The following is a 25392-nucleotide window of genomic DNA, read 5'->3' as shown; positions in this document are numbered from 1 at the left end:
TTTCCCTCCCAAGTCAAAAAAGATCCAGATTATGGATCTTTTCGTTATAATGAATTATTTTTCCTGTTCTTCTCAAGATAATTCACCAGATTTATTCTGTTGGTGTAATTTTTAAAGTTAGCCTACCATATTTCAGTATCATAGTCATAAAAAAAACATCTTCCCTTCTGACTTAACTATTCTTGTCAATAGGGAAGATGTCTCAAGCCTATTATCACAAAATTTTCTGTACCCTTTTTTAAACTACAGTGCGAGGTTTGCTAATTGCCTATATTTCTCCAGTCGTTCTTTAGCCTCCTGTTCTGTCTTTGCAAACAAAGCTTCTGCCTGTTCAGGGAACTTCTTCATGAGAGAGGCAAAACGTACTTCTCCCATTAGGAATTCGTTAAAATTCATGGTGGGTTCTTTCGAATCAAGACTAAAGGGATTTTTACCTGATTCTTTTAGCAGTGGATTGTAACGGTACATTGCCCAGTAACCGCAGTCCACTGCTCGCTTAGCTTCCAGCTGACTGCAACTCATGCCCATTTTCAACCCATGATTGATACAAGGTGCATAAGCAATGATAATGGACGGCCCAGGGTAGGCCTCGGCTTCCGCAATAGCTTTTAAAGTTTGGTTTTTATCTGCTCCCATGGCAATCTGCGCTACATATACATAACCATAACTCATAGCGATCATACCGAGATCCTTCTTCTTGGTCTTTTTGCCGCTAGCGGCAAATTTGGCAATAGCCGCTGTCGGTGTAGCTTTGGAAGACTGTCCGCCGGTATTAGAATACACCTCAGTATCAAACACCAAAATATTGACATCTTCACCCGACGCCAACACATGATCCAATCCACCAAACCCAATGTCATATGCCCAACCGTCGCCGCCGAAAATCCATTGAGATCTTTTAACTAGAAAGTCCCGGTTATTATATATGGTATTTAGCAGGGGATCATTGCCTTTTACTGCTGCTAAAGCAGAAATGAGCTTATCCGCCCGGACTCTTGTTCCTTCACCATTGTCTTTATTTGCTAACCAATCTTCGCAAGCTTGCGTCAATTCGTCGCTTATCGCCAGCGTAGCAGCCTTTTCAACAACAAGAGCCACTTGTCTACGCAGTTGTTTTACTGCCATATGCATACCTAAACCAAATTCAGCATTATCCTCAAATAAGGAGTTTGCCCACGCCGGACCATGCCCGCGATAATTTTTGGTATAAGGAATAGAAGGCGCACTGCCAGCCCACACGGAAGAGCAGCCGGTAGCATTGGCCACCATCATTCTATCGCCAAACAACTGAGTTACCAGCTTAGCATAAGAAGTTTCCATACAACCGGCGCAAGCACCTGAAAATTCCAGAAGCGGCTGTTCAAATTGGCTGCCTTTAACAGTAAAGGCATTTAGCGGATTCGGCTTAGCTGATAGAGTCATCGCATAGTCCCACAAAGGAGCTTTCTCTAGCTGTGTGGATAGAGGTTTCATTTCCAGAGCTTTTTCCTGGGCAGGGCAAACCTGGACGCAATTGCCGCAGCCAGTACAGTCATAAGGGGAAACCGCTAAACTAAAGCTTAGGTCTTTCGCACCAATAGCGGCTTTAACACTAAATCCTTCCGGGGCTGCGGCCAATTCCTCGCTATTCACCAACACAGGTCTAATGGCAGCATGAGGGCACACAAAGGCACATTGGTTACATTGAATACATTTATCCATCGCCCATACAGGAACATCAATAGCGATGCCGCGTTTTTCATAAGCCGAAGTACCCAACGGAAAACTGCCGCTTTCCATTCCTAAGAAGGCACTTACCGGTAAGTTATCTCCTTCCTGACGATTCATGGGCAGCAATATTTTTTCAATAAACGCAGGAATCTCTCTAGTTCCAGACTTGACATCCTGCGCATTTCGCCAGTCAGCAGGAACAGCAATCTGGATAATGGCGTCTGCCCCTCTGTCAATCGCAGCGTGATTCATCGCCACTATTTTTTCCCCTTTGTTCCCATAGGATTTCACTACTGCTTCCTTAAGATATGTAACGGCATCAGCCAGGGGAATAATATCGGCAATCTTAAAGAAGGCTGATTGCATAATCATATTGATCCTACCGCCAAGGCCTATCTCCTGCGCAATGCCGACTGCGTCAATTATATAAAAATTGATATCATTTTCCGCAATATAACGCTTCATAACTGACGGCAGATTGCTGGCGATTTCCGCGGCATTCCACCGGCAATTCAAGAGGAAGCTACCGCCCTTTTTGAGCCCGTCAAGTACATTGTAGTTAAATACATAGGACTGATTGTGACAGGCAATAAAATCTGCTTTATTAATGAGATACGGTGATTTAATAGGCTGCTTGCCAAACCGCAAATAAGAAATAGTCACTCCACCGGATTTTTTTGAATCATAGGCAAAATACGCCTGAGCATACATGTCGGTGTGATCGCCGATAATTTTAATGGCACTCTTATTAGCACCAACGGTACCGTCAGAACCAAGCCCCCAGAATTTGCATGCCTTTGTGCCAGGTGCCGTAGTATCAATATCCTGCCCGAAAAGCAGAGAAGAGTGGTTTACATCATCAATGATACCAACGGTGAAATTATCTTCGGGCTGATCTGATTTCAAATTGGCAAAAACACCTTCGATATGGCTAGGTATTACATCTTTGCCACCAACACCGCAACGCCCGCCGACAATTTCCGGTTGCCAGTCCTTTCCGTAAAAGGCGGCTTTTACATCAAGATAGAGGGGTTCAGCGAAGGCGCCCATTTCTTTGGTCCGGTCTAAAACAGCAATCATTTTTACAGTTTTAGGAATATATTTAAAGAAATGTTCAATGGAGAAGGGCCGATACAAATGAACCGTCAATAAACCAACCTTTTCTCCCTTATCATTAAGGTGATCCACCACCTCTTCGATTGTTTCGCACATGGACCCCATGGCTATAATCAGCCTGTCCGCATCCGGAGCGCCGTAATAATTGAACAGATGATACTCCCGGCCTGTTAGTTTTGTAATTTCCGCCATATAATCTTCCACGATTTCCGGCAATGCTTGATAATAGCGGTTAGACACTTCCCTTTGTTGAAAGTGAATATCGGAATTTTGTACTGTACCGCGTAAAATCGGATGGTCAGGATTGAGAGAGCTCCGGCGAAACTCATCCAAAGCTTCTCTGTCTAGCAATTTAGCTAATTCATCATATTCCAGCACTTCAATTTTTTGTAGCTCATGCGAGGTTCTAAAGCCGTCAAAAAAATTCAAAAAAGGGACTTTACCTTTGATTGCTGATAAGTGTGCCACGGCTGCCAGGTCCATTACTTGCTGGACACTGCTTTCTGCCAATAAGGCAAACCCAGTCTGCCGGGTAGCCATAACGTCGGAATGATCACCAAAAATACTGATTGCATTAGCGCCAACCACCCGGGCACTTACATGGAATACGCCAGGCAGCAGTTCACCGGCAATCTTATACATGTTGGGAATCATGAGTAACAAGCCTTGCGAAGCAGTATAAGTAGTAGTTAAAGCGCCTGCCTGTAATGAGCCATGAACTGCACCGGCTGCACCGGCTTCCGACTGCATTTCAAGAATTTCTACTGTCTGACCAAAAATATTTTTCTTACCTTGTGCTGCCCACTCGTCAGCGCTTTCCGCCATGTTGGATGACGGAGTAATAGGGAATATGGCGGCAACGTCAGTAAAAGCATAAGAGATATAAGCCGCGGCTCCATTGCCATCCATTGTCTTCATTTTTCTTTTTGCGTTCATAGGTCACACTCCATTTCAATAACAATTGCGATTTCCCATGCGATTTGAAAATTGTCGGCTAAAGGGAAGTATAAACATTGTCCTAACCGTAAAGTCAATAGCAAGCAAATGATAATAATGATAATTTAGAATACTTATAATTAAAGAAAAGAATAAAGATGATTTTGTAAAAGTATGTAGAATAGTAGCAAAAACTGTTATTTCAATAAACGATGAGATGATATAGAATAAAACTACTAACAAATATGCCATAGAATAGGGAGCGTGCAAAATGAAAGAACGGTATTCTATTGGTGAAACGGCGGCGTTATTAGGAGTAACGACGCAGACCTTGCGGCATTATGACAAAATGGGTTTATTAAAACCCCGGCATATTGACTCTGGAACCGGTTACCGCTACTATGCATTTGATCAATTCCATTACATTGATCGCATTAAGTATTTGCAGCGTTTTGGTCTTTCGCTGGAGTCAATTAGAGAAATTATCACTACAGGCAGTGTAGACAAGCTATTGCCCTTCCTTCAGCAACAGAAAAAAAGTTATCAAAAAGAATTAAAAAAAATCATGGACACCATTGAAAATATTGATTGGTATATTGATTATTTTACTTTTCTTAACCGTAATCAGCACTGTGACAACCTGTATAAAGTATGGCTTGAACGGCGCTATGCGATTTGCGTGCCAGGGTATCCTGAGGAATATCTTCACAATATGGAAGTCCGTTTGGCTGCGGCCAAAGCCAGAAGTGAATTAAAAGATCTTAACTATTTACGTCAATATGCCTATCTTATTGATTTCAATAAACTGATGGAGAAAAAATTCTGGGCTACCCAGTATTTGATCTATCTTAAAGAAAAACCGGATTTTCCAACCGAATATCTCTGCGAACTGCCCGCAGGAGAATACTTGTGTTTCCGTGCCCGGATTCTTACCAATGACTGGGATGTTCCCCCGCTTGCTAAATTTTTTAAAGATACTGCTGTTCCCCAAGTAGTGATCGCAAATGAGTTTGAGGAGAATCTGAAGGAATATCTGGGAACTCAATATGAAATTCAGATTCATATTCCGCGCAATCAGAAGTAAGTGTACCTCAACCGGAGCTTTTATCATCACTAAAAGACCGGCTGCATTTTTTTGCAGCCGGTCTTTTTTAATCTTTTGAAATTTTAAAATAAACATTGACTTTATTGTTACAACAAGGTTTATATTCTGTTCGATAGCTATCTCTCTTCTTTTGATCGCGACAAAAGAGTAAGTGAGAAACTTAATGTTTTCTTGAAAGTTTAAGAAAGGATGAGCTAATTTTGGAAAAAGTAACTGTTAGCCCTGATACTGAAATTTTATATCAAGGAGGGCAAGTACGCGGTGAAACAATGCACCCTGAGACTCCTCCCCTCTATATGTCGACAGCTTACATTATGAAAGATCTGGACGAATTGCACGAAACTAACAGTAGTGGCGGATATAGCTACAACCGTACCAGCAACCCTAATCGGGATTGCCTGGCAGACGTAATTACATCTTTGGAAAATGGACAAGGGACTATTATTTGTTCTTCCGGTATGGCTGCCATTTCTTTGGCTTTGCTGACTTATGCAAAACAGGGAGATCATATCCTGGCAAGTCTTTCGCTATATGGCGAAAGTATTGATTTACTGGATAATGTTATTTCTCGTTACGGCATCCAAACCACATATGTCGATTTTACCGATTTGGAAGCAGTCCGAAAGGCTGTCCGCCCGAATACTGTGCTTTTCTATACAGAGGTTATCGCCAATCCATTAACAACAGTTGTTAATATTAAAGAACTTTCCGATATTGCCCATCAGGCATCGGCTTTAGTACTGGTAGACAGCACCTTTACTACTCCTTTTCTGATTAAGCCAATCGTACAGGGTGCCGATGTTGTGATTCATAGCCTGACCAAGTATTTTGGCGGACATAGCGATGTCACTGCAGGATCTATAACAACGGCAACAAAGGAACTTCTGGAGAAAGTTTATAATATCCAGGTCCTTTTTGGCTGCTGCTCAGACCCATTTGCTGCCTGGCTATGTCTTCGCAGTGTCCGTACAATGAGCATGCGGGTAAAGCAACAAATGAGTAATGCTGAAAAACTGGCCGCCGCTTTGCAAGCCCATCCCAGGGTCTTACGGGTGAACCATCCTAGTCTGCCTGGCCACCCTCAGCATGAGTTAGCAAAAAATATTTTAACTAACGGCTACGGCGCAATCATGAGCTTCTCCGTTGCCGATGACCGCCAAAAACTAAATGAATTCATGCATGCACTGCGGTTGGTAAAATACTTACCCACACTGGGCGGTTACCGTACTACGCTCTCCCACCCAGTCTCTTCTTCCCATATGGGCGTCCCCGAAGAAGTGCGCCTGAAGATGGGCATTCATGAAGGGCTGATGCGAATCTCGGTAGGAATAGAGGATATCGATGATTTAATTGCCGACTTCACACAGGCACTGAATGTTTTTTAAATCATAATACGGTTGGAGGGAAATAAATGGAATCTGCTTTGCTCATCATACAGTCACTTGCTGACTTTATGTGGAACTATCCTATGCCCATCCTTTTGGTGGGCACCGGTATTTACCTTTCCATGAGCTTTAGATTTTTCTATCAGCTTAAAACGAAATTTATGCTGCAAAACACCTACGGTACGATTATAAAAAAGAACCAAAAAGGTGGCGAAGGGACAGTATCCAGTTTTGCGGCAGCTTGTACCGCTATGGCTAATACCGTTGGCGTTGGAAGTATCGGTGGAGTTGCTACGGCAATTACCATGGGAGGACCAGGAGCCATTTTCTGGCTTTGGTTCTCCGCATTTTTTGGTATTTCCACGAAAGCTGCAGAAATTATTTTGGGCCAGCGTTATCGTGTTAAATATAAAAACTGCCGGGATGAATATGTATGTGACCGCTCATTTGTTATGAAAAATGCGATGGGCTGGAAAACCGGCGGACTTATTCTTGCCCTCTGCTGTTTTACGCTTGGACCGTGGACTTGCCTTGTTCAAGCAGAAGCTCTTACCAGTTCGTTGAAAGAAGCCTTTCATATCAATCCAACCGTATCTTTACTCGTCATGAGTGTGACAGTGGGGATAACGATTGTTGGTGGTTTGCGCAGCATGTCGAAGATTCTTTCCAAAGTAGTTCCTGCGTATGCCATGGCCTATATTTTAGGTGCCATTGTCCTTGTAGCTCTCAATATTGAAAAAGTACCTGCGACATTTGCGTTAATCTTTGAGCACGCTTTCACGCCAATGTCCGGAGTTGGCGGTTTTGCCGGAGCCACGGTTATGCAAGCTATTCGTTTCGGTATTGCCCGTGGAATCTATTCCAATGACGCTGGTACTGGCTATGGCATGGTAGCACATGCCGGAGCTATGACCGACCATCCTATCCGCCAATCCTCGTGGGGATTTGGCGAAGTGTTTCTGACTTCGGTCATCTGCACATTGACTGCGCTGACCATACTGGTTACCAACGTATATATTGATTTTCCGGATATCACAAGCGGTCAATTGGTAACTGTGGCATACCGTACGGTGTTTGGTGAGCCAGGATCGGCATTTCTGGCAGTGGCTATTACCCTGTTTGCCTGGGCGACAACCGTTGGAATGTACTATTCTTGTGAAAAAGCAGTAAATTATTTCTTTGGTGATTCCAAGTCAACTAGAATTGTTACTTATACCTATATGGTGTATTATATTCTGCCCATCCTTTTCTTCTCCAATATGCAGGCTGACTTATTATGGGCGGCAACCGACCTGCTTAGTGCTATTTATGTGCTTATTACACTAACATTGATTTACGGTAAAAAAAGAGAGATTTTTCGGCTCTTTAATGATTTTTGGGATCGTTTTATTCCAGCAATCAATCGTGGAGAAATCCCGGAACCTGTTGCTTTTGAAACGATTGAATCTGAAACTGAAACATGTAACGTAAAAAGCTAAAAAACTTGAGTGAAAGCAATCTATGACTCCAGAATGACATACTCGTAATGACCGCGAGCCTGCCCCTTCTCTCTCCAGCAAACAAGCTGACCTCCCCTAGATTCTAGCGGGAAGCCAGCTTGTTTTGTTACCTATTCACAATCTTCTCTGCCATGAGTATAGTGCGGCAGCAGCATGGGGGAAACTCGGTCTGTTTTAACACCATTTGCTTCAAGGCTGTTATGGTATTCTTGTACATGTTCAAGGCTAAGTTCGTTAACTTCGACCTCCCGGCTTTTTGCACCGGCATGTGCACCGGCCCGGCGTCCGAATACAAGGATATCTAAGAGGGAATTACCCATCAGACGGTTTCTGCCGTGAATCCCGCCTGCCGCTTCGCCAGCCACATATAGATTCTCTACCCTGGTTTGTCCATTTTCGTCAATCAATAGACCGCCATTTTGGTAGTGCAGGGTAGGATATACCAGGATAGGCTCTTTTCTCATATCAATATCGAATTTCTTATACATTCTCAGCATGGCCGGCAATCGCTTTTGAATTGTACCTTCGCCATGAATCATCTCTATTAACGGAGTATCAAGCCAAACTCCTTTAACACCGGTAGGTGTATCTATGCCTTTATTTTTTATGTTGCATTCTCTGATGATAGCAGCAGAGGATACATCTCTTGTTTCAAGATGGTAAACAAATTGCTCGCCATCACAGTTAAGCGGAGTAGCACCTAAACTACGAACTTTTTCAGTAACCAGTGCGCCAAAGATTTGCGGCGGATAAGCAACGCCGGTCGGATGGTACTGTATGGCGTCAGCAAACGCCAGCTCTGCCCCTATGCGATAGGCAAGAACAAGTCCGTCGGCAGTAGCACCATAGTGGTTGGATGTCGGGAAGCCTTGGTAGTGAAGCCGGCCCGCACCACCTGTAGTTATAATAATTGTTTTAGCTCTGGCAATTAAGTATTCTTCTGTTTCCAGGTTATATAGGACAGCGCCGGCGGCTTTGCCGTTCTTATCCAGTAAGATTTCAACCGCAGGCGAGAATTCCGCAACTTCAATACCCCGGTTAACCACCTCATCCCTAAGAACCCGCATGATTTCCGCGCCGGTATAGTCGGCAGCAGCATGCATTCTTTTTCTTGATGTTCCGCCCCCGTGGGTGGTAACCATTGTACCGTCATGTTCTTTGTCAAACATGACACCAAGGTCATTTAACCATTTGATTACACCGGGAGCATCTTTAACCAAGGTGCTTACCAGTTCTTTTTTGTTGGTAAAGTGTCCGCCCCCCATTACATCGATATAGTGTTGGGCGGGGGAATCTTCCGGCTTATCGGCAGCCTGAATGCCGCCTTCCGCCATCATGGTATTGGCATCGCCCATACGCAATTTGGTGGCAATCAATACCTTAGCCCCCTGGTTATGCGCTTCGAGAGCAGCTGATGCTCCGGCACCGCCACCGCCAATGATGAGGACGTCTATATCATAATGTACTCTATTTAAATCAAGTTTCACATTTTCCAGGCGGCTTTTGGCTTCAATAAGATCGGCCAGTTCTACGGGAACTTTAGAGCCCTTATTTGCTCCTACTGCCAACTTTCTGAAACATTGCTCTTTATAGTCAGGATGATTCTCCTGTAAAACATTTTCCTTTTCTTCCGGAGTCATACGCGCAAAATGAACACCCAACCGTTTAGAGCGTGTAGCCTCTACTTTTTTTATTAGCTCTCTCATCTCTGCTGTATACATTAAAATACCTCCTCACTGCACCGTATTCTTACTGTTCAATATCTCTTGTGTTGTAAAGCTCTTTTAATTCGTCAACACTCTTGCCCTGAAGTTCTTCAATGGAGCGGTCATGCTTGCCTGCTTGAATTTCCTCCACTCTTGTTTTTAAGTGTTCGGTTTCTGGTGCAAGGTATTTACCGGTAAGACGGCGGGCAATCATGCCCACTTGGTAATGGGTAATATTTGCCGGACATCTTGAAGCACAAATTCCGCACATAACGCAGTCAAACGATTCATGCGCACACTTTTCTAGCTGGCCTCTTTGCGCATAACCAATATACTGCATAACATTAAGTTCTTGCGGGCAGCCTTTGGTACAGGAGTTACAGCCGATGCAGCTGTATATTTCCGGGTAAAGCTGCGCTAATGTATCAGCCGTAGGCGCTAATTCGTTCAGTTCATAGTTTTTCTTATCGCCAGGGAAGAACGGCAGTTGAGTAAGATACATGCCATCTTGAACTTTAGTTTGGCAGGCTAAACAGACTTTCAGTTCTTTCTGGCCTTTAATTCTATATATTGTTGCGCAGGCACCACAAAAACCCGACCGGCAGCCACAGCCCCTAACCAATTGATAGCCTGCGTATTCCATTGAGTCCATTATTGTCAAGCTTGCGGGAACCGTGTACTTTTTACCCAATATATATATATCAACCATTTCTTTATCAGACATTTCATGACCTCCCTTTATCTTTCGTACGCGACCAGCGCAAATTAATATTCATCAGGCAGCTGCTGAATTTCATCACATCTAAATACCGGGCCATCCTTACATACATATTTATCACCGATATTGCAGCGGCCGCATTTGCCTACGCCGCATTTCATCTTTAATTCGAGCGTAGTATAGACCTGCTCCTTTTTGAAGCCCAGTTCTTCTAAGCCTTGCAGTACGAATTTAATCATGATGGGCGGCCCGCATACTAATGCCACTTTATTGGTATTAAAATTAAGTTCTTTTACATAATTAGGAACAAACCCTACATGCCCATCCCAGCCTTCGGCTTCCCTGTCTACCGTCAAATGGACAGTGGTATTAGCACATGCCGGCCAATTTTCGAAAAGCTCTTTGGTGTGTACAAGATCACCGGGAGTACGTGCGCCATATACAATATCAACTTTTCCATAGTTATCACGGTTATCCATTACATAGTTGATAACTGAACGGAGCGGCGCCAGACCAATACCACCGGCAATGAAGAGAAGGTCTTTGCCTTTAAGTTCTGTTTCTACAGGAAAATAATTTCCGTATGGTCCTCTGATACCAATTTCGGTGCCCACTTCCAGGCCATGCAAATACTCAGTTACTTTGCCGCAGCGTTTGATACTAAATTCCATAAAGTTTTTTTCAGTCGGTGAAGAAGTGATGGAAAAAAGTGCCTCGCCGATTGGCGGAACCGAAAGCATGGCACACTGGCCCGGCATAGACTCGAAGTGTTTTCCCCCGCCAGGTGCAATAACTCTAAACGTAGTAACATCATGGGTATCAACCCTAATATCGTCTATTACGCCAATCTGTGGTATTAATGGATCTACATGATTATGACAATTGCAGCTCATTATCGTTTACCACCTATTCTATTAATCACTTTGACGATATCCATATTGACCGGACATCTTTCGATACATCTTCCACAGCCTACACAGGCAAAAGCACCCTCATTGTTATTCGGATAGTAGACAAGCTTGTGCATAAATCTCTGACGGAATCTTTCTTTTTGGGTAGTTCTGGGGTTGCCATGCGCCATAAGGGTAAAGTCCGAAAACATACAGGAATCCCAGCAACGGAACCTTTCTCCGCACTTTCCGCCGTCAAAATCCTGAATATCGTAGCAATGGCAAGTAGGGCATACATAAGTACAGGAGCCGCAGCCGAGACAACGTTTGCTAAGTTCTTCCCAGCTTTCCGCGTCAAATAGCTCTTTAAGATCTCCGGCCATTTTTTTAGGATCAACCGAAGCTAATGGCAGTTCTTTTACTTTGTCTTGAATGCTTTCTTGCAATTTCTTAAGTCCTGCTTGATCCTGCTCAGTAGCAATTTCAAGAATATCGGCAAGTTTGTCTGTAAGCATCTGTCCTTTTTCGGTTTGGGGCTGCCAAAGTATTGTCTCTCCCATATCCCAGGCAGCAATGTCTGCGCCTTTTTGCGGTACATGAGTTTCTATGCCGAATGAACTGCAAAAACAGGTTTCTTCCGGATTATTACAAGCCAGTGAAACAATAATGCCTTTATTTCTGCGCTCTTGATAGAATTTGTCCACAGGCTCTTTCAGAAAAACATTATCTAAAAGAGTAAAGCTTACTGCATCACAAGGTCTTACACCGAATAATACATACTCATCTGTTTTGCCGCTTACCACTTCCATACTCAACTTCTTGCCTTGAGTCTTAAACTTCAGGTAGGTTTCACTTTGCGGAAAAATAAATCCTTTCGGCGAAACCTTAGTTTTAGTGAGCTCTAAATTAACTTGCTCTCCGTCCTGCCATAAACCAAAGTCAACCTTGCCTTCTTTTTCAATAGGTGCAAATAATTCATAGTTTTGGTCAATAAGCCGCCACAGCTGTCCAAAATTACTTTTGGCTATTTTTTTCATTATTTACCCCCCTTTTTACTGGTTTCAAAAGGATCAACATCTTCTAGCTTATAGCTAATCAGAGGGGTTGCTTGTGAATTATCTGCCCCGGCATCATAGTCACCATATAATTCGTTAATGTCTTTAATGATTTTGCGGTTGATTTTATGAATAGGAATACCGGCTGGACACACTCTACTGCACTCACCGCAATCCACGCACCGTCCAGCTACATGATAGGCTCTTACGATATGGAAAAACTGGTCTTCGCTGTCTACCTTGGCTTTACCGGCTACACCTAAGGCTTGATTATCAAAAACACATTTCTCACAGCTGCAGGCCGGACAGATATTACGGCAGGCATTACACCGTAAACATTTTGAAAATTGGTCAGCCCAATAATCGTACCGCTCATCCGGCGACATTGCTTCCATCTCGGCAACTTCTTTGAATCTGTCAGCTGCATTTACTGCTCTTGCAACGGCCTCTCCCATCAGTTCCTGATAAACTACAGGAGTAGGATAATTACACTGCAGACATTTATCATAATCGAATTGTCTGCCTGTCACTTTCTGCTCGCCATTTTTGGTTACAAAGGTAATTTCATCGCCACTGCGTTTTATTTCTAAAAGCCCTTTATATAAGCCGGCTTTTTTTACTTTTTCGGGATCAATCATGCCCGCACAGGGTACGCCATACACTACAACCCGGTCGGCTTCTATCCTGTTATCTTTAATTAGCTGGTTGAAAGCAAGCGCATCACAGCCTTTTAAAAACACACCGATTTTTTGTGGCTTCTTAAGCTCCGTTATCAAATATTTACTCAGATTGTGTACGCAAAAAGTATTCCAGACTAAAGCTTCAGCCTCTTGTTCGCCGGTAATAAATACAGGATAGGCATCATACCAGAACTCGCCCTTTTCCCAGCCAAGAATTACATCGACCTCTTTATTGGCCAAGGCCCGCTTCGCGGTTTCCCGTATTTTCTCAGTTATCTTTTCCATCTTGCATCCCTCAGCTTTCTGTTTGGACCAAGCTTATGGACCTTTGCTAACACATCATTCATAACACTTGCAAATTTATTTCCTTCAGCCGCAGAAATCCAATCAACCTTAAACCGGTCTTTTTCGATTCCCATATAGTCAAGCAAGTTTGTAAATATAGTAAAACGGCGTCTGGTGTAATAGTTACCGGTTGAATAATGACAGTCACCAGGATGACAACCGGCGATAACGACCCCGTCAGCGCCTCGTTGAAAAGCACGCAAAACAAAGTTTGGATTAACGCGGCAGGAGCAGGGTACCTTGATGATACGAACATTAGCAGGATAATTTAATCTGCTTGTCCCAGCCAGATCTGCGCCTGCATAGCTGCACCAGTTACAGCAAAAGGCAACAATTAAAGGCTCAAACGCATTGGTATCATTCACTGCAGCGCCTTTAGCTTCTATTGACATATGGCATCTACCTCCGCTAGTATCTGTCTGTTTGTAAATCCTTTGAGGTCAATAGCACCCGGGCGGCAAGTAACTGTACATCCCCCACAGCCCTGACAAAGGGCTTCATTTACACTGGCAACTACTCTCTTGCTAACTTTTCCGTGATCATTAATTTCGATAGTTTTGGCGGAAATGGCCTCATACGGGCACATTTTTGTACATTCCAAACAACCGCTGCAGACTGCTTCATTTACGCCGGAGACGCAGGGATTGTTAACCAGTTTGCTCTTGCTTAACAGACCAATGACTTTGGCCGCTGCCGCACTGGCCTGCGCAACTGTTTCCGGTATATCTTTGGGACCCTGGCAAGCACCGGCCAGATAAATACCGGCCGAATGAGTTTCCACTGGGCGCAGTTTGGGGTGAGCTTCGGTGAAGAAATTATTAGTATCAGTGCTAACGCTTAGTTTTCTGCCCAGGGTTTCGGCATCATCCTTGGCCTTAGTGGCCGCAGCCAGTACAACCAAGTCGGCGTCAATTTTAATTAATTCTCCCGACAGGGAATCGGCGCCATGTACTATGAGCTTGTCACCGTCGGGGAATATTTTGCCAACCATGCCTCTAATATAATTTACTCCGTATTCCTCTACCGCTCTGCGGTAGAACTCATCAAAGTTCTTACCCGGAGTACGAACATCGATATAAAATACATAGGTTTCGATATCAGGATACTTATCCCGGATCAGCATGGCATGTTTTGCCGTATACATACAGCAGATTTTTGAGCAGTAGGTTTTACCGCGGTTTGATTTGTCCCGTGAACCAACACACTGAACAAATACTACCTTTTTCGGCTTTTTGTGATCTGACGGACGGACAAACTTACCGGCGGTAGGACCTGCAGCATTGGTTAAACGCTCAAATTCCATCGAAGTAATGACATCCGGATGGTCAGTATATTGATACTCGCCAAATTGATCTAAACTGATAATATCAAAACCAGTGGCTACAACAATGGCTCCGTATTTCTTAGTTATGTTGGCATCCTGCTGATCAAACTCTATTGCTCCGGCCGAACAGAGTTTTTCACATACTCCGCATTTACCGGTTTTAAACTTAATACACTCGTCCCGGTCAATAACCGGCACATTGGGAACTGCCTGCGGAAATGGTGTATAAATAGCGCCTCTGTTTCTAAGCCCTTCGTCAAATTCGCTTTTGGTTTTACGGGAAGGACATTTTTCAGCGCAGATTCCACAGCCACTGCATTTGTCCATATTCACACTGCGGGCTTTTTGTTTAATAGTAACTTCAAAGTTACCAACATAGCCGCTAACTTTTTCAACTTCACTGTACGTATAAAGATTAATATTGGGATGCGAAGAAGCGTCTACCATCTTTGGCGTCAAAATGCACGCAGAACAGTCCAACGTAGGAAAAGTTTTGTCTATTTGCGCCATTTTGCCGCCAATACTCGGGGTTTTCTCGATAATATCCACTTGATATCCGGCATCGGCAATATCAATCGCTGTCTGAATCCCGGCAATGCCGCCGCCAATAACCAACGCTCTTGACTCAACGCCGATTTCACCAGGTATAAGCTCAGTATTTAAGGTTGCTTTGGCGATAGCGGCTCTGACAAGCGCAATGGCTTTTGGGGTTCCTTCCTCTTTGTTTTTATGTACCCAGGAGCAATGTTCCCTAATATTAGCGATCTCAACTAGATAGGGGTTTAGTCCGGCTGCTTTGGCAGCTTTACGGAAGGTGGCCTCATGCATCCTCGGCGAACAGGACGCGATTACCACTCGATCAAGATTTTGTTCTTTTATTGCATTTTTTACCAGATTCTGGCCAAGTTCCGAGCACATATATTGATTGTCTTTAGCATATACAACCCCAGGCATTTCTGCCGCTGCTGCTACGACTTGATCTACATTTACGGTGCCTGCGATATTGCTTCCACACCAGCAAACAAAAACTCCAATTCTCCGCAAGCCTATTCCTCCTTCAACGCTTTGTTGGCTTAAGCACGTAAGCGTATAAATTATTTATTGTATTTACGGAAGGCACTGACAATTGCCTGTTGCGGCATATTATCATCTATTTTGCCTGGCACGTCGTCCGTTTTTAACCTGTTGTTGCCGGCACGTCTTATTATGGTAAGCCTTACCGCCTCAATGAGTTTTGCCAGATCCACATTCTTAGGACAGCGAGCAGCGCAGGTAAAACAGGAGGCACAATTCCAGATGGTTTTACTCTCCAGAACCTTGTCCAATTGCCCTAGTTGCAGAAAGCGTATAACTTGATGCGGCAAGATATCCATACTGGCACTGGCCGGACATCCCGCTGTGCATTTTGTACATTGTATACAATCTTTGACATACTGAGAACTGATTTCAGCAATTTGCTCTAACTCGCTCTTTTTAGTATCGGGAACCATTTTTTCTCTTATCATAGTAAGCGCTCCTCCTCTCCTACTTAATGCCCAAAGCTTCTGCCAATAGCTCAGTAAAGTAAGTTACTGATAGTTTTTTAACCCCGCGCCCGTTTTCCTCTAAATTATATTTACAAAGCGGGCAGGCTGTAACCAATTCTTCCACCTCATATTTTGCAGCTGATTGAATAATATTTGCAGTCATTTCCTGTGCAATCTCTTTTTTATCTACAGCAAGATACCCACCGCAGCACTCTGTCCGATAGGGATATTTTACCGGAGTACCGCCAAGAGCTTTGATAAAATCTTCAATAATTGAAGGGTTTTCTGGATCATCAAAATTCATTACTGTGCTGGGACGAAGCAGCAAACAGCCATAATAAGCTCCAATTTTGCGTCCAGTAAGCGGATTTTTTACTTTTTCAGCCAACTTGTCAAAGCCAATTTCATCTCGGAGTACTTCTAGAAAGTTAAGTACTTCACTTTCTCCGCTATAAAAAAAAGGCAGCTCCAAATAGTTATTGACTTTTTTTCTAACATTCTCATTTGTCTTCATATCATCATTTACCCTTTTGAGGACATGATGACATGCTGAACATAGAGTAACAAGTTTTTCTCCTTTGGCATGTGCGGCAGCCAAACTTCTTACAGCAGGCAATTTAGTGGCTATCTCATCGGTGGCGAGTGGATACACTGCCCCACAACACTGCCATTCATTTTGCTCCTGAAGTTCAATTCCCAGTACTTTTGCAGAATCCAGTGCAAATTTTTCTAGTTGCTGTGCTTTTGTCTTCAAAGTACATCCCGGATAATAACTATACTTCATTTTGCTTCCTCTATGCTTGTTATAGTAACAAACACAGAATTACCCTCCTCTCAATTTTTAAATTGAATAATTTTAAATTATTTACATACAACTTATTTGCCTTTTTAATAGATAAGTATGGTTTCGACATCTTTCAATAAAAACCTGCCGGTTAGGTAGCAAAACAGAGATATGCACCAAAACTTTGAAAGTAACTCACGGGAAACAATTCCGCTGAGCCAATTAAATTCAGGAGAAAACAGGAGACTGGGTTGGACAGGAAAATGAAGCTGCTTCATAGAATTTATTTTGAAAACGATTTGCACATATATTTTGGAGGCGAACTATTTGCATTTTAAAAAAATAACTGTTATTGCGGCTATTTTAATCGCTCTAACGGTTTTTGCCCAGGCACAGACGGAGAAAATTGAATGTTTATGGCCCAATGCGGAAGATGCGGTAATGTATGAGTTAGAAATTGCTACAGTCGCAATAAATAAGGATGTCAAGGCAACGCAAGAACAAGTAGTGTACACAACCACCAGCATTTATACGCCTGGTGTACAATTACCGCTTTCTTTATTTGCGGGACAAGATCTCAAACAGCTCTATTTCCGGGTCCGGCCGTTAGATTTAGATAAAAATCCGTTAGGCCCTTTTTCCAAGGCAACCGTTCTCAGTGAGATGAACCTAAATCCGATTAAACCAATACCTACGGCCCTCTATAATAACCGCCCGGTACCCTTATACCCTGTATACTCTTGGATTCCGGTAGAAGGCGCTGCCAGATATGAAATTAAGGTCACTAACCACTGGCCGGAATCGCCAAATGGAATACAACCTTCAAACTATAGAATACGCTCCTATTCCACCGGGCAGGGATTTGATTTTTATGATCCGGAACCTCTAATCAATGAGGGAATTTACTATTGGCGCGTTCTTGCCTATGATAAAGACAATCGACCAATCGGACTGTATTCAGAACCTGTTTTATTGCAAGTCAGAACTGACGGTTATGACTGGGCGACCTTCGGCGACAGTATTACCCATGGCGGAGGGGCAATTTCCAATCCTCCTTCAGATGCTCGTTTTGACTACTCAACCTATTTGCCATACGAAGTAAAAAATCTAGGAAAAAGCGGCGATACCGCGGAAGCATTAGAAAAACGCTTTGACCAAGAAGTACTGCCGTTTAAACCTAAATACCTGCTTATTATGGGAGGCAGTAACAGCATTCGGGGCGGAACAAGTGCAAAAGATGTTATAAAATCATTATCCGCTATTAGTCGAAAGTGCCGGAATAATAATATCAGGCCCATTTTTTTGACCCTTCCGCCAGTAAACCCTGAACGAATTCAACGCGTTTTTAGCCAAGCAACGGCTCCTAATTGGAAGACTGAATTGGCTATCGTAAATGCGTACATAAAAAAGCAACCTGATTATATCGATATATACCCATCGCTGGTTGATAAACAAGGACTTTTGCCTGTGAAATACGCGCAGGACGGCCTACATTTAGATATATCAGGGAAGAAAATTATTGGACGCAAAGTATCAGATTATATCAAGGAGCATAGTTTATAATTTTTTTAATCGTAATCATCCATTCATAAGTGTAAAAAAACCGTTAATTGATGACAATTAGCGGTTTTTTCTGTTTTTATTACTTTATTTTTTTATTGGCAACGAAATTCCCTCGAGATTCGGTTATCTCATAACTATGGTGCTGACAGAATCATTTACTTACAACTTCTTCGATTTAAAATTTTGTCACAAAGCCTAAGGAAACTCCACGGGCATCATATCCGGGATTATGACTACTAAAGCCATTGGAAACATGCATTAGCATATATCCGACATTAACTGAAGTGTTTTCGTTGAATTTATAAGTGAATCGAGGCCCAACCCGCCACATAAAATTATAACGCCGGCCTCCGGCTGGAAATACTTTGTCATATACGATAAATCCGCCGCTCATCTCTAATGCCGTTGACAGCTTGCCAGAGCGGGCTCTTTCATTGCGAATCATATAAATAGGTCCAACACCGACTCCTTCACTGTCCAGAATCCGGTGTTCATAGTCTATCTCTCCGTGTGACCGGGTGATTGTAATACCTCTATATATAGTCTTATTTTTTGTCTCAGAAATTTTATTAAGTATATGTAGCGATACCGTATCAATATCACGATTTTTTTTGTGTGGAGTTAGGTAATCCCATTCCATTTCGAGCTTAGAATCGGCTGCATAGCAGTATGAATTCCCCGGCATGACAATCAGCAAAAAATTGATTATAATTACTAACCAAAATAATCTACGCACAACACAACACTTCCTCGAATAATTTTCTCGATATTATTAACCTTGCAGTTGTCACTATACAAAAATAACAAAGTTTTCTTCTTTTAGCAAAACAGGGTAACTATTCTATATCCTCAAATATTTTCCCTTCTAAATTATCAAATAGTAACAATATTTTTTGGGTGGTCTTACCGGTTATTCATTGACAATCAGGCCAAATAGTTTTGAAAAACCAACTGCTTGCTGTGGTGAAACGATACACCCCTTTACATCTTCTATGTTAACACCAAGCTGACTAAACTCACAGCTACTTAAATCAATGCCTGTCAGTTTAGTACCAGATAGCTGCATTTGATCTAAACTTGAATGAGAAAAATACACATCGCGTAGTGTTGATTTGTAAAAATCGGCCTTAGCTAACGAACTGTAATGAAATTTCACCTGTTTGCAATTTACATTACGAAAAGTAGCATAATCCCCACAGCAATTATCAAATAACACATTGCGCAATGTTGCCCCCAATAAATTTATGCCTAAAATTTTACAGTTATTCAGTTCAACTTGATGCACAATGCCTTCATCAAAGTTTACATTTGACAAATCACAATTCTGAAAAACCACATTGGTCAATTCTATTCTGCTGAAATCAATTTCTTTGAAAATTACATTCTTAAATATGACCTTGTCAAAAAATACATGATCCGCCGTTTGATTTTCAATTATGCAATTATTGACAATTCCCAATTTGAAATAGTCTTCATTACAGATCATTCTATCAGGAAATGTAAGTTCGGCTAATTCTTGTGGAATATCTGGTGATACAATCTTCATGTGTGTTTGCAGCTTCTTAATCTGACTAACCTCCCATTCATCTGTCATTATAACTCGTTCTTTTAAAGAATGCACTATAAGGAACAGCCAAGACAATGGTAAATCCTATTCCTATTCCTATTTAAAATATTTGCCAGCAAAACCGAGACTCCTGCCAGATTCATACAAATCAGGCAGGAGTCTCGGTTTTAATTCTTATTCGATTAATTTGCAATAAAATATTCCCTTACACTTCACCTACGAAAGTGCTTCAATACGCGAGAGAACTTGTTTAGGAGTCATCCCTGTCACATCAATTACCGGGGATTTAGTAGTAGTGTTTTGTATATTCATGAGATTGTTGTCCATTCCCGTTACAATGGTGGCTACAACACTTTCCTTACTTTTAGGGCTTACAATAGTATATCCATGTTCTTTTAGAGCACCTGCAATCTCAGACAGGTTATCTTCAACAGCAACTTTTTTCATATCCATACCCCTTTCAAATTTTCAGATGGAGTTACACTCCATCATAATCAAGTCTCACTTTATTATTGCCAGGAAAAGAAAAAATAAACTAACGGGAAAGGGACCCACCAATTTAAGTCAAGCCTTTTTATATTTTCTTTGTCTTGTGGTGCCAAAATATACTTAGCATCTGAAAATTAATAAAAGGAAAACTATTATTATAAAAAGGAGGGAAGTTAATGATGCATAAATCTCGGCGTAAGATCAAAAGAAAATATAAGCGTCTTGCAGCAGCAGTTGCTGGAGCCGCGATAATGTCTTCAGCAATGTTACCAGCAATTTCGCCTGCCGTTGCCCATGCATCACCTGATCCCAACACAACTGCCGTTCCGACTTCAACTACAACCACTACTACTGCAAATCCAACAATAACCGGGGATCCAACTCCAACGCCAACTCCAACGCCAACTCCAACAGATCTTTCCGCGCATCGGGAGCATCGAGATCGAGATCGAGATAAAGATCATCATGACCGCAATTATCGCGATAGAAACTTAAATTACAAAAATTATTTAACTGTTACAACGGCACTTAATAATCAACCTGTAGCACCACAACCTGTTGCACCACAAACTCTTGCCGCCAGCCAACAAGTGCTTTTCCAAACCTCTAACTATGATACGTGGTCATGGAATGAAGCTACCTACCCGCAAGACATGGCCTTCGGCGTTTTCCTGCAGAATCCCCTGCAAACCGGTATATCTACTCCTATACCGAAAAATGTACTCAATACCGTTAATAAGGTTAATTTCGGAAACCAATTTATCATTTATGCCCACCTTGGCACAAAAGTATCCCCAGGCCATGCCATTGGTATTTCAAGGGTTGAGCAAACCGGTAATGACCTTACTGTAACGGTAAGAGCCATCAGTCCTCAGCCTAACATTGCTTCGGGCCCAACAAAAGCAGATGATCTAGTACAAATTGATCGTTCAACTTTAAACTTCTCCGTTCCAATTAATGTTACATTTGTAAATGAAAATGGTACAATTTTAAACAACTATACAATCAACCCAAGTTAATAAAAGCTTTATGTCAAAAGGCGGGAACTCTAAGTTCCCGCCTTTTTTTTGGCCATGGCTATCCATATACCGAAAAACGCTTCCAGCGTAATGATAAGTCGTCCCACTTGCTAATCTGTGCTAATCTTTTGTAATGCTGCTTTGATCTCTCTTGTTACTATACCACCGTGATAACATATTAGAGTATCTATTTCGTAATCTAAAAGTTTCTTTATAGATTTCTTCGCACCCATCATATCTATTGTATACTGTGGGTTTGCTATAGCTAATTCGCCATTCTCCGCCACCAACGCATCCCCAGCTATTAAGGTTTTACTTTCGATATGATAGATCGAGATATGGCCCGGCATATGCCCTGGGGTTGCAATTATTTCGATTCCGCCGCACCAAGGGAAAATGTCTCCATCGTTTAATGTTTGATCTACTTCAGCAGTTTCTACTTCTTCTAAAACCCGCTGAAATTGCTTTGCCGCCTGTTTCCTGTCTTCTGGGAGAGTATCGTATATAGCCTCAGCTTGCTCAAGTCTTAACGATTTTTGTTTACCGCTGATATATCTTTCTTCTTGGGCGGACGCTAATACCTTACTATTGGGATAGGTTCTTTTAAGCCCTGCTAATGCTCCCATATGGTCAAAATCATGGTGAGTAATGATTACCTTAGTTAACTGACTAAGATCAATACCATTATCTGTCGCAGCTTGCTGAAGTATTGGCAAACATGCAGGATATCCGCAATCGATCAAAATGAATTCGTTTCCATCAGATATAATAACCGGGTAAATAACATTTTCAACACCGGCAGATCGGAAACTTATCTTTAGTATCGTTAATCTACTCAATAGCTGCACCTCTTTTGCTTAAACTCCGTGAATACGAGAAGAGCGTTTCCCTTTGTTTCCCATTATATTCTGATAGGCTGAGTGTTCCTTTAAATTCTTCAATAATTTGGTAAAATCCGCAATTTTCTAAAGTACTGCAGGAAATCAGCGGAAGTTAGAGGAACTCAGCGGAAGTCAAGGGAACTTAAGCGGCATATCAGGCTATTACATTTAAAGCACGAATAGAACGAATAGGCAGTTTTGTGGTTATACTTATCCACATGCTACAATAAAAATATAGCTTTCATTGGTATATTTACCAAAATTTGTGTTGTAGCAAAGAAGGTGAAGATATGTTTTATTGGTTTATGTTGGTCATCTCTATTACTGCCGAAGTCATAGGCACCATCAGCATTAAATTTGCTGGAGATGATGCTGGACCGATTGAATATTTACTGTTATTTTCTTTAGTAGCATCATCATATTATTTTCTTTCCAAGGCAATTCAAGGTATACCTCTCGGTCTAGCCTATGCCATCTGGGAAGGATTGGGGCTAATAATGATGCTACTATCCGGTTATCTATTTTTTAATGAACGGATATATAATGAGAAGCTTTTAGCTTGCTGCCTAATTATCATTGGCATCGTGATGCTCAACAACGGACGGATAAATGCTTCTCAAAAGGGAGAATAATTATGAGTTGGATATTCTTGCTTATGGCAATATTATTGGATGTAGTTGCTAACATCGTTTTAAAATTGTCAGACGGATTCCGTCGAAAACCACATGGTATTTTTTCACTGTTATGCATTATGGCCGCCTTTGCTTGTTTAGCCCAGGCACTTCAGATCATAGAATTAAGTGTAGCCTACGCCTTTTGGGGAGCGATTGGTCTTTGTTTGACTGTGCTCTGCGATTATTTTTTATTTGGACAAAAGCTGACGTCGCTTGGGTGGTTTGGAATGCTATTTATGGTCTTAGGAGTAGGCCTTTTGCATTACACTAATTAATTAACTTTCACTCTAATTCTGCTATTTAATCCACAGCTTTTACATTTACTTTAACATCATAAAAAGTACTGCCCTTACCCTTATCAGTAAGTCGCTGCGAGGTCAGCGCATTAACCGAGCGATTACCGGGAGCATGTTCAATCCACCACAGGCCTTCCGCAACCACCACGCCTTCCGGAACTTTGGCTGTAACTTTTAATGTAAAGGTTACTTCACCGCGCTCGTTGGCGGCAAGAACAAGCTGTCCGTCAGCTAACCCTATTCTTGCAGCGTCATTCGGATTCATTTGCAAGAGCATTTTATTTATTTTCGTTAGATCGGCTCTTTCGTTAAAAGACGAGTTTAATAACCGCGCATCAGGCGAATTAACCAGCCAAAAAGCTGCGTCATCTCCGTGAGGCTTACTATATTGGGGCAATGGTTTATCTTCTGTAGGGTTAAGAATCTCGATTTTACCTGACGAAGTTTTGAACCTGGTCTTGTAGTCGCCGGGTAACGGTAATTCCACCTGCTTCCCGTCAAACAGCACTTTATGCTGAGTGCTTGCCAGCCAAGCTGATGGCTCGGCCAAAATACTATCAATTAAATCATCAGCCGACTGGTTAAAGAAAGGGTTATTTATGCCCATCGCTTTTGCCAGCAGACAGAATACCTCCCAGTTGGCTTTTGCCTGCCCCACCGGTGGAATTACCGGGTAAGCCCGCTGCACACCGTAGTGACCATACGCGCGATAGATATCACTATGCTCCAGAGAGGTAGTAGCCGGCAGAATAACATCGGCATATTTCGCCGTATCGTTCATATAGCGTTCATGAACAACGGTGAAAATATCTTCTCTTGCCAGGCCTTGCAGCACCCTATTTTGGTCAGGCGCTACTGCCGCCGGATTGGAAGCATACACATACAAACTCATTACAGGTGGATCTTTCAGTTCATTTAGTGCCTCTCCCAATTGGTTCATATTGATAATCCGTGTTGTATTCTCTTGGAAGTCTTCACGGGTTATCCGACGTGTATCCAGGGCACTTTCTGTGGATGTGCCGGCGAGCAATCCGCCACCCGGCTTACCCCATACTCCAACCAGCGCAGGCAAACAGGTAATTGTGCGAACCGTCATTGCTCCGTTACTATAACGGGATAAGCCACTGCCCAGCCTAATAAACGGTGCTTTGGCATTAGCATACTGCCTGGCCATATCCTCTATTACCCTGGAAGAAATACCAGTTATTTCGCTTACTCTTTCTGGCGAATATTCCGGCAGAATAGTGCTCTTCAGTTCTTCATAACCTTGCACATGTTTCTCGATAAACTCCGCATCAATAAGGTTTTCCCGTGCTATAACGTGCATCATTCCCAACGCTAGGGCGCCATCTGTACCCGGTCGAACCACAATAAGCTGATCAGCAATTTGCGCTGTTGTCGTCTCGTAAGTATCAATGAGCCACACCTTAGCCCCTTGCTTCTTGGCTATATTTATATCATGCATAATATGAATATTGGTTGCCAAGGCATGAATGCCCCATAAAACAACTAAATCACTGTGATGAATTTCGTTAGTATGGGGAGCCATTGTTTTCCCCATTACTGCATTCCAGCCATACCCTTTAGCCGGCGAGCAAATAGTACGGTCCAGTTGCGAGGCACCCAAGCTGTAGAAAAAAGGGTGTCCGGCATTGCGCTGAACAAGCCCCATCGTGCCGGCATACGAGTAAGGCAGTATTGCTTCTGCACCATATTCAGCAATAATTTTATTCCATTTTGTTTTTATGCACTCAATGGCTTCCTGCCAGGAAATCGGCGTAAACTTACCGCTTCCTTTATCACCTGTTCTTAGTAATGGTGTTATGATTCGCTGGGGTGAATGAACAGATCTCTCATAATGAGCCATTTTCGGGCAAAGCGTCCCTCTGGTAAACGGATGCTCAGTATCCCCCTGGACTTTAACAGCTTTGCCATCATCTATATGAACAAGTAAACCGCATGTGTCAGGACAATCGAACGGACAAACAGAGCGCAAAACTTGCATACCATATTCCTCCTTATTGCAATTATAATAAAGGTTAGTTCTACTATTTTACCATTTTTCAATAAATATGTAATCCTATTATAAGAATTTGATCCAGCAATAAGCTAATTATTCCTTTA

22 protein-coding genes are annotated in these 25392 nt (G+C 42.4%); 7 read left to right on the top strand and 15 right to left on the bottom strand.

The genetic code is table 11. The annotated features are described in order from the left end of the window. Positions 1 to 243: 243 nt before the first annotated feature. Positions 244 to 3762, bottom strand: coding sequence for a pyruvate:ferredoxin (flavodoxin) oxidoreductase (gene nifJ / locus SRRS_RS07025; RefSeq protein WP_371367490.1), 3519 nt, complete (start codon positions 3760 to 3762; stop codon positions 244 to 246). A gap of 271 nt (positions 3763 to 4033) precedes the next feature. On the opposite strand from nifJ, the gene SRRS_RS07020 reads away from it, so the two are divergent. From SRRS_RS07020 to SRRS_RS07010, 3 genes are all read left to right on the top strand, one after another. After that, a complete protein-coding gene (locus tag SRRS_RS07020) occupies positions 4034 to 4846 on the top strand; it encodes a helix-turn-helix domain-containing protein (RefSeq protein ID WP_371367488.1) in 813 nt (270 codons plus the stop codon). 221 nt (positions 4847 to 5067) lie between these two features. After that, positions 5068 to 6252: a PLP-dependent aspartate aminotransferase family protein gene (locus SRRS_RS07015; protein WP_371367486.1), complete on the top strand. Its 1185-nt coding sequence runs from the start codon at positions 5068 to 5070 to the stop codon at positions 6250 to 6252. A 26-nt stretch (positions 6253 to 6278) separates the two neighbouring features. Then, positions 6279 to 7730: an alanine/glycine:cation symporter family protein gene (locus SRRS_RS07010; protein ID WP_371367484.1), complete on the top strand. Its 1452-nt coding sequence runs from the start codon at positions 6279 to 6281 to the stop codon at positions 7728 to 7730. 131 nt (positions 7731 to 7861) lie between these two features. Here SRRS_RS07010 and SRRS_RS07005 read toward each other — a convergent pair whose 3' ends face one another. From SRRS_RS07005 to SRRS_RS06965, 9 genes are read right to left on the bottom strand one after another with little or no spacing between them, the layout of a single operon-like run. Then, positions 7862 to 9472 (bottom strand): FAD-binding protein, encoded by a 1611-nt coding sequence (locus tag SRRS_RS07005; protein ID WP_371367482.1) that lies wholly within the window; start codon positions 9470 to 9472, stop codon positions 7862 to 7864. A 28-nt stretch (positions 9473 to 9500) separates the two neighbouring features. Continuing rightward, positions 9501 to 10181: a 4Fe-4S dicluster domain-containing protein gene (locus tag SRRS_RS07000; RefSeq protein ID WP_371367480.1), complete on the bottom strand. Its 681-nt coding sequence runs from the start codon at positions 10179 to 10181 to the stop codon at positions 9501 to 9503. Between the two features lie 41 nt (positions 10182 to 10222). Further along, entirely contained in the window at positions 10223 to 11068 is an 846-nt protein-coding gene (locus SRRS_RS06995; RefSeq protein ID WP_371367478.1) for an FAD/NAD(P)-binding protein, read from the bottom strand. Continuing rightward, positions 11068 to 12102, bottom strand: a complete 1035-nt coding sequence (locus tag SRRS_RS06990; RefSeq protein ID WP_371367476.1) for a 4Fe-4S dicluster domain-containing protein — start codon at positions 12100 to 12102, stop codon at positions 11068 to 11070. The genes SRRS_RS06995 and SRRS_RS06990 overlap by 1 nt, the downstream gene beginning before the upstream one ends. Continuing rightward, complete coding sequence (locus SRRS_RS06985) at positions 12102 to 13085, bottom strand: 4Fe-4S dicluster domain-containing protein (protein ID WP_371367474.1); 984 nt, start codon at positions 13083 to 13085, stop codon at positions 12102 to 12104. The genes SRRS_RS06990 and SRRS_RS06985 overlap by 1 nt, the downstream gene beginning before the upstream one ends. Continuing rightward, positions 13073 to 13537, bottom strand: a complete 465-nt coding sequence (locus tag SRRS_RS06980) for a hydrogenase iron-sulfur subunit (protein WP_371367473.1) — start codon at positions 13535 to 13537, stop codon at positions 13073 to 13075. The genes SRRS_RS06985 and SRRS_RS06980 overlap by 13 nt, the downstream gene beginning before the upstream one ends. Continuing rightward, a complete protein-coding gene (locus SRRS_RS06975; RefSeq protein WP_371367471.1) occupies positions 13528 to 15513 on the bottom strand; it encodes a 4Fe-4S binding protein in 1986 nt (661 codons plus the stop codon). Before SRRS_RS06975 ends, SRRS_RS06980 begins: the two co-directional genes overlap by 10 nt. Positions 15514 to 15563: 50 nt before the next feature. Further along, positions 15564 to 15974, bottom strand: coding sequence for a 4Fe-4S dicluster domain-containing protein (locus tag SRRS_RS06970; protein WP_371367469.1), 411 nt, complete (start codon positions 15972 to 15974; stop codon positions 15564 to 15566). 19 nt (positions 15975 to 15993) lie between these two features. Continuing rightward, the gene (locus SRRS_RS06965) at positions 15994 to 16779 is read right to left on the bottom strand and encodes a CoB--CoM heterodisulfide reductase iron-sulfur subunit B family protein (RefSeq protein ID WP_371367468.1); all 786 of its coding nucleotides are present in this window, start codon (positions 16777 to 16779) and stop codon (positions 15994 to 15996) included. Between the two features lie 327 nt (positions 16780 to 17106). On the opposite strand from SRRS_RS06965, the gene SRRS_RS06960 reads away from it, so the two are divergent. Continuing rightward, positions 17107 to 18342, top strand: a complete 1236-nt coding sequence (locus SRRS_RS06960) for an SGNH/GDSL hydrolase family protein (RefSeq protein WP_371367466.1) — start codon at positions 17107 to 17109, stop codon at positions 18340 to 18342. Between the two features lie 175 nt (positions 18343 to 18517). Here the strand turns inward: SRRS_RS06960 and SRRS_RS06955 are convergent, their stop codons facing one another. From SRRS_RS06955 to SRRS_RS06945, 3 genes are all read right to left on the bottom strand, one after another. Then, a complete protein-coding gene (locus tag SRRS_RS06955; protein WP_371367464.1) occupies positions 18518 to 19078 on the bottom strand; it encodes an acyloxyacyl hydrolase in 561 nt (186 codons plus the stop codon). A 174-nt stretch (positions 19079 to 19252) separates the two neighbouring features. After that, positions 19253 to 19936: a pentapeptide repeat-containing protein gene (locus SRRS_RS06950; protein ID WP_371367462.1), complete on the bottom strand. Its 684-nt coding sequence runs from the start codon at positions 19934 to 19936 to the stop codon at positions 19253 to 19255. 189 nt (positions 19937 to 20125) lie between these two features. Next, positions 20126 to 20356 (bottom strand): YkuS family protein, encoded by a 231-nt coding sequence (locus tag SRRS_RS06945; RefSeq protein WP_371367461.1) that lies wholly within the window; start codon positions 20354 to 20356, stop codon positions 20126 to 20128. A 218-nt stretch (positions 20357 to 20574) separates the two neighbouring features. Here SRRS_RS06945 and SRRS_RS06940 point away from each other — a divergent pair, with 218 nt between their 5' ends. After that, positions 20575 to 21417, top strand: a complete 843-nt coding sequence (locus SRRS_RS06940) for a hypothetical protein (RefSeq protein ID WP_371367459.1) — start codon at positions 20575 to 20577, stop codon at positions 21415 to 21417. Between the two features lie 110 nt (positions 21418 to 21527). Here the strand turns inward: SRRS_RS06940 and SRRS_RS06935 are convergent, their stop codons facing one another. Beyond that, complete coding sequence (locus SRRS_RS06935; RefSeq protein ID WP_371367457.1) at positions 21528 to 22256, bottom strand: MBL fold metallo-hydrolase; 729 nt, start codon at positions 22254 to 22256, stop codon at positions 21528 to 21530. A 332-nt stretch (positions 22257 to 22588) separates the two neighbouring features. Here SRRS_RS06935 and SRRS_RS06930 point away from each other — a divergent pair, with 332 nt between their 5' ends. Both SRRS_RS06930 and mdtI read left to right on the top strand, forming a co-directional pair. Further along, positions 22589 to 22930 carry a multidrug efflux SMR transporter gene (locus SRRS_RS06930; RefSeq protein ID WP_371367455.1) on the top strand — a complete coding sequence of 114 codons (342 nt, stop codon included), beginning with the start codon at positions 22589 to 22591 and terminating at the stop codon, positions 22928 to 22930. A gap of 2 nt (positions 22931 to 22932) precedes the next feature. Next, the gene (gene mdtI / locus SRRS_RS06925) at positions 22933 to 23247 is read left to right on the top strand and encodes a multidrug/spermidine efflux SMR transporter subunit MdtI (RefSeq protein ID WP_371367454.1); all 315 of its coding nucleotides are present in this window, start codon (positions 22933 to 22935) and stop codon (positions 23245 to 23247) included. A 25-nt stretch (positions 23248 to 23272) separates the two neighbouring features. Here the strand turns inward: mdtI and SRRS_RS06920 are convergent, their stop codons facing one another. Continuing rightward, entirely contained in the window at positions 23273 to 25273 is a 2001-nt protein-coding gene (locus SRRS_RS06920; protein WP_371367452.1) for a molybdopterin-dependent oxidoreductase, read from the bottom strand. Between the last annotated feature and the right edge of the window lie 119 nt (positions 25274 to 25392).

The sequence above is a fragment of the Sporomusa rhizae genome, from assembly GCF_041428845.1.
Lineage (GTDB): Bacteria > Bacillota > Negativicutes > Sporomusales > Sporomusaceae > Sporomusa > Sporomusa rhizae.
Note: the sequence above shows the minus strand (reverse complement) of the source record. Positions and strands in the feature narration are given on the sequence as shown.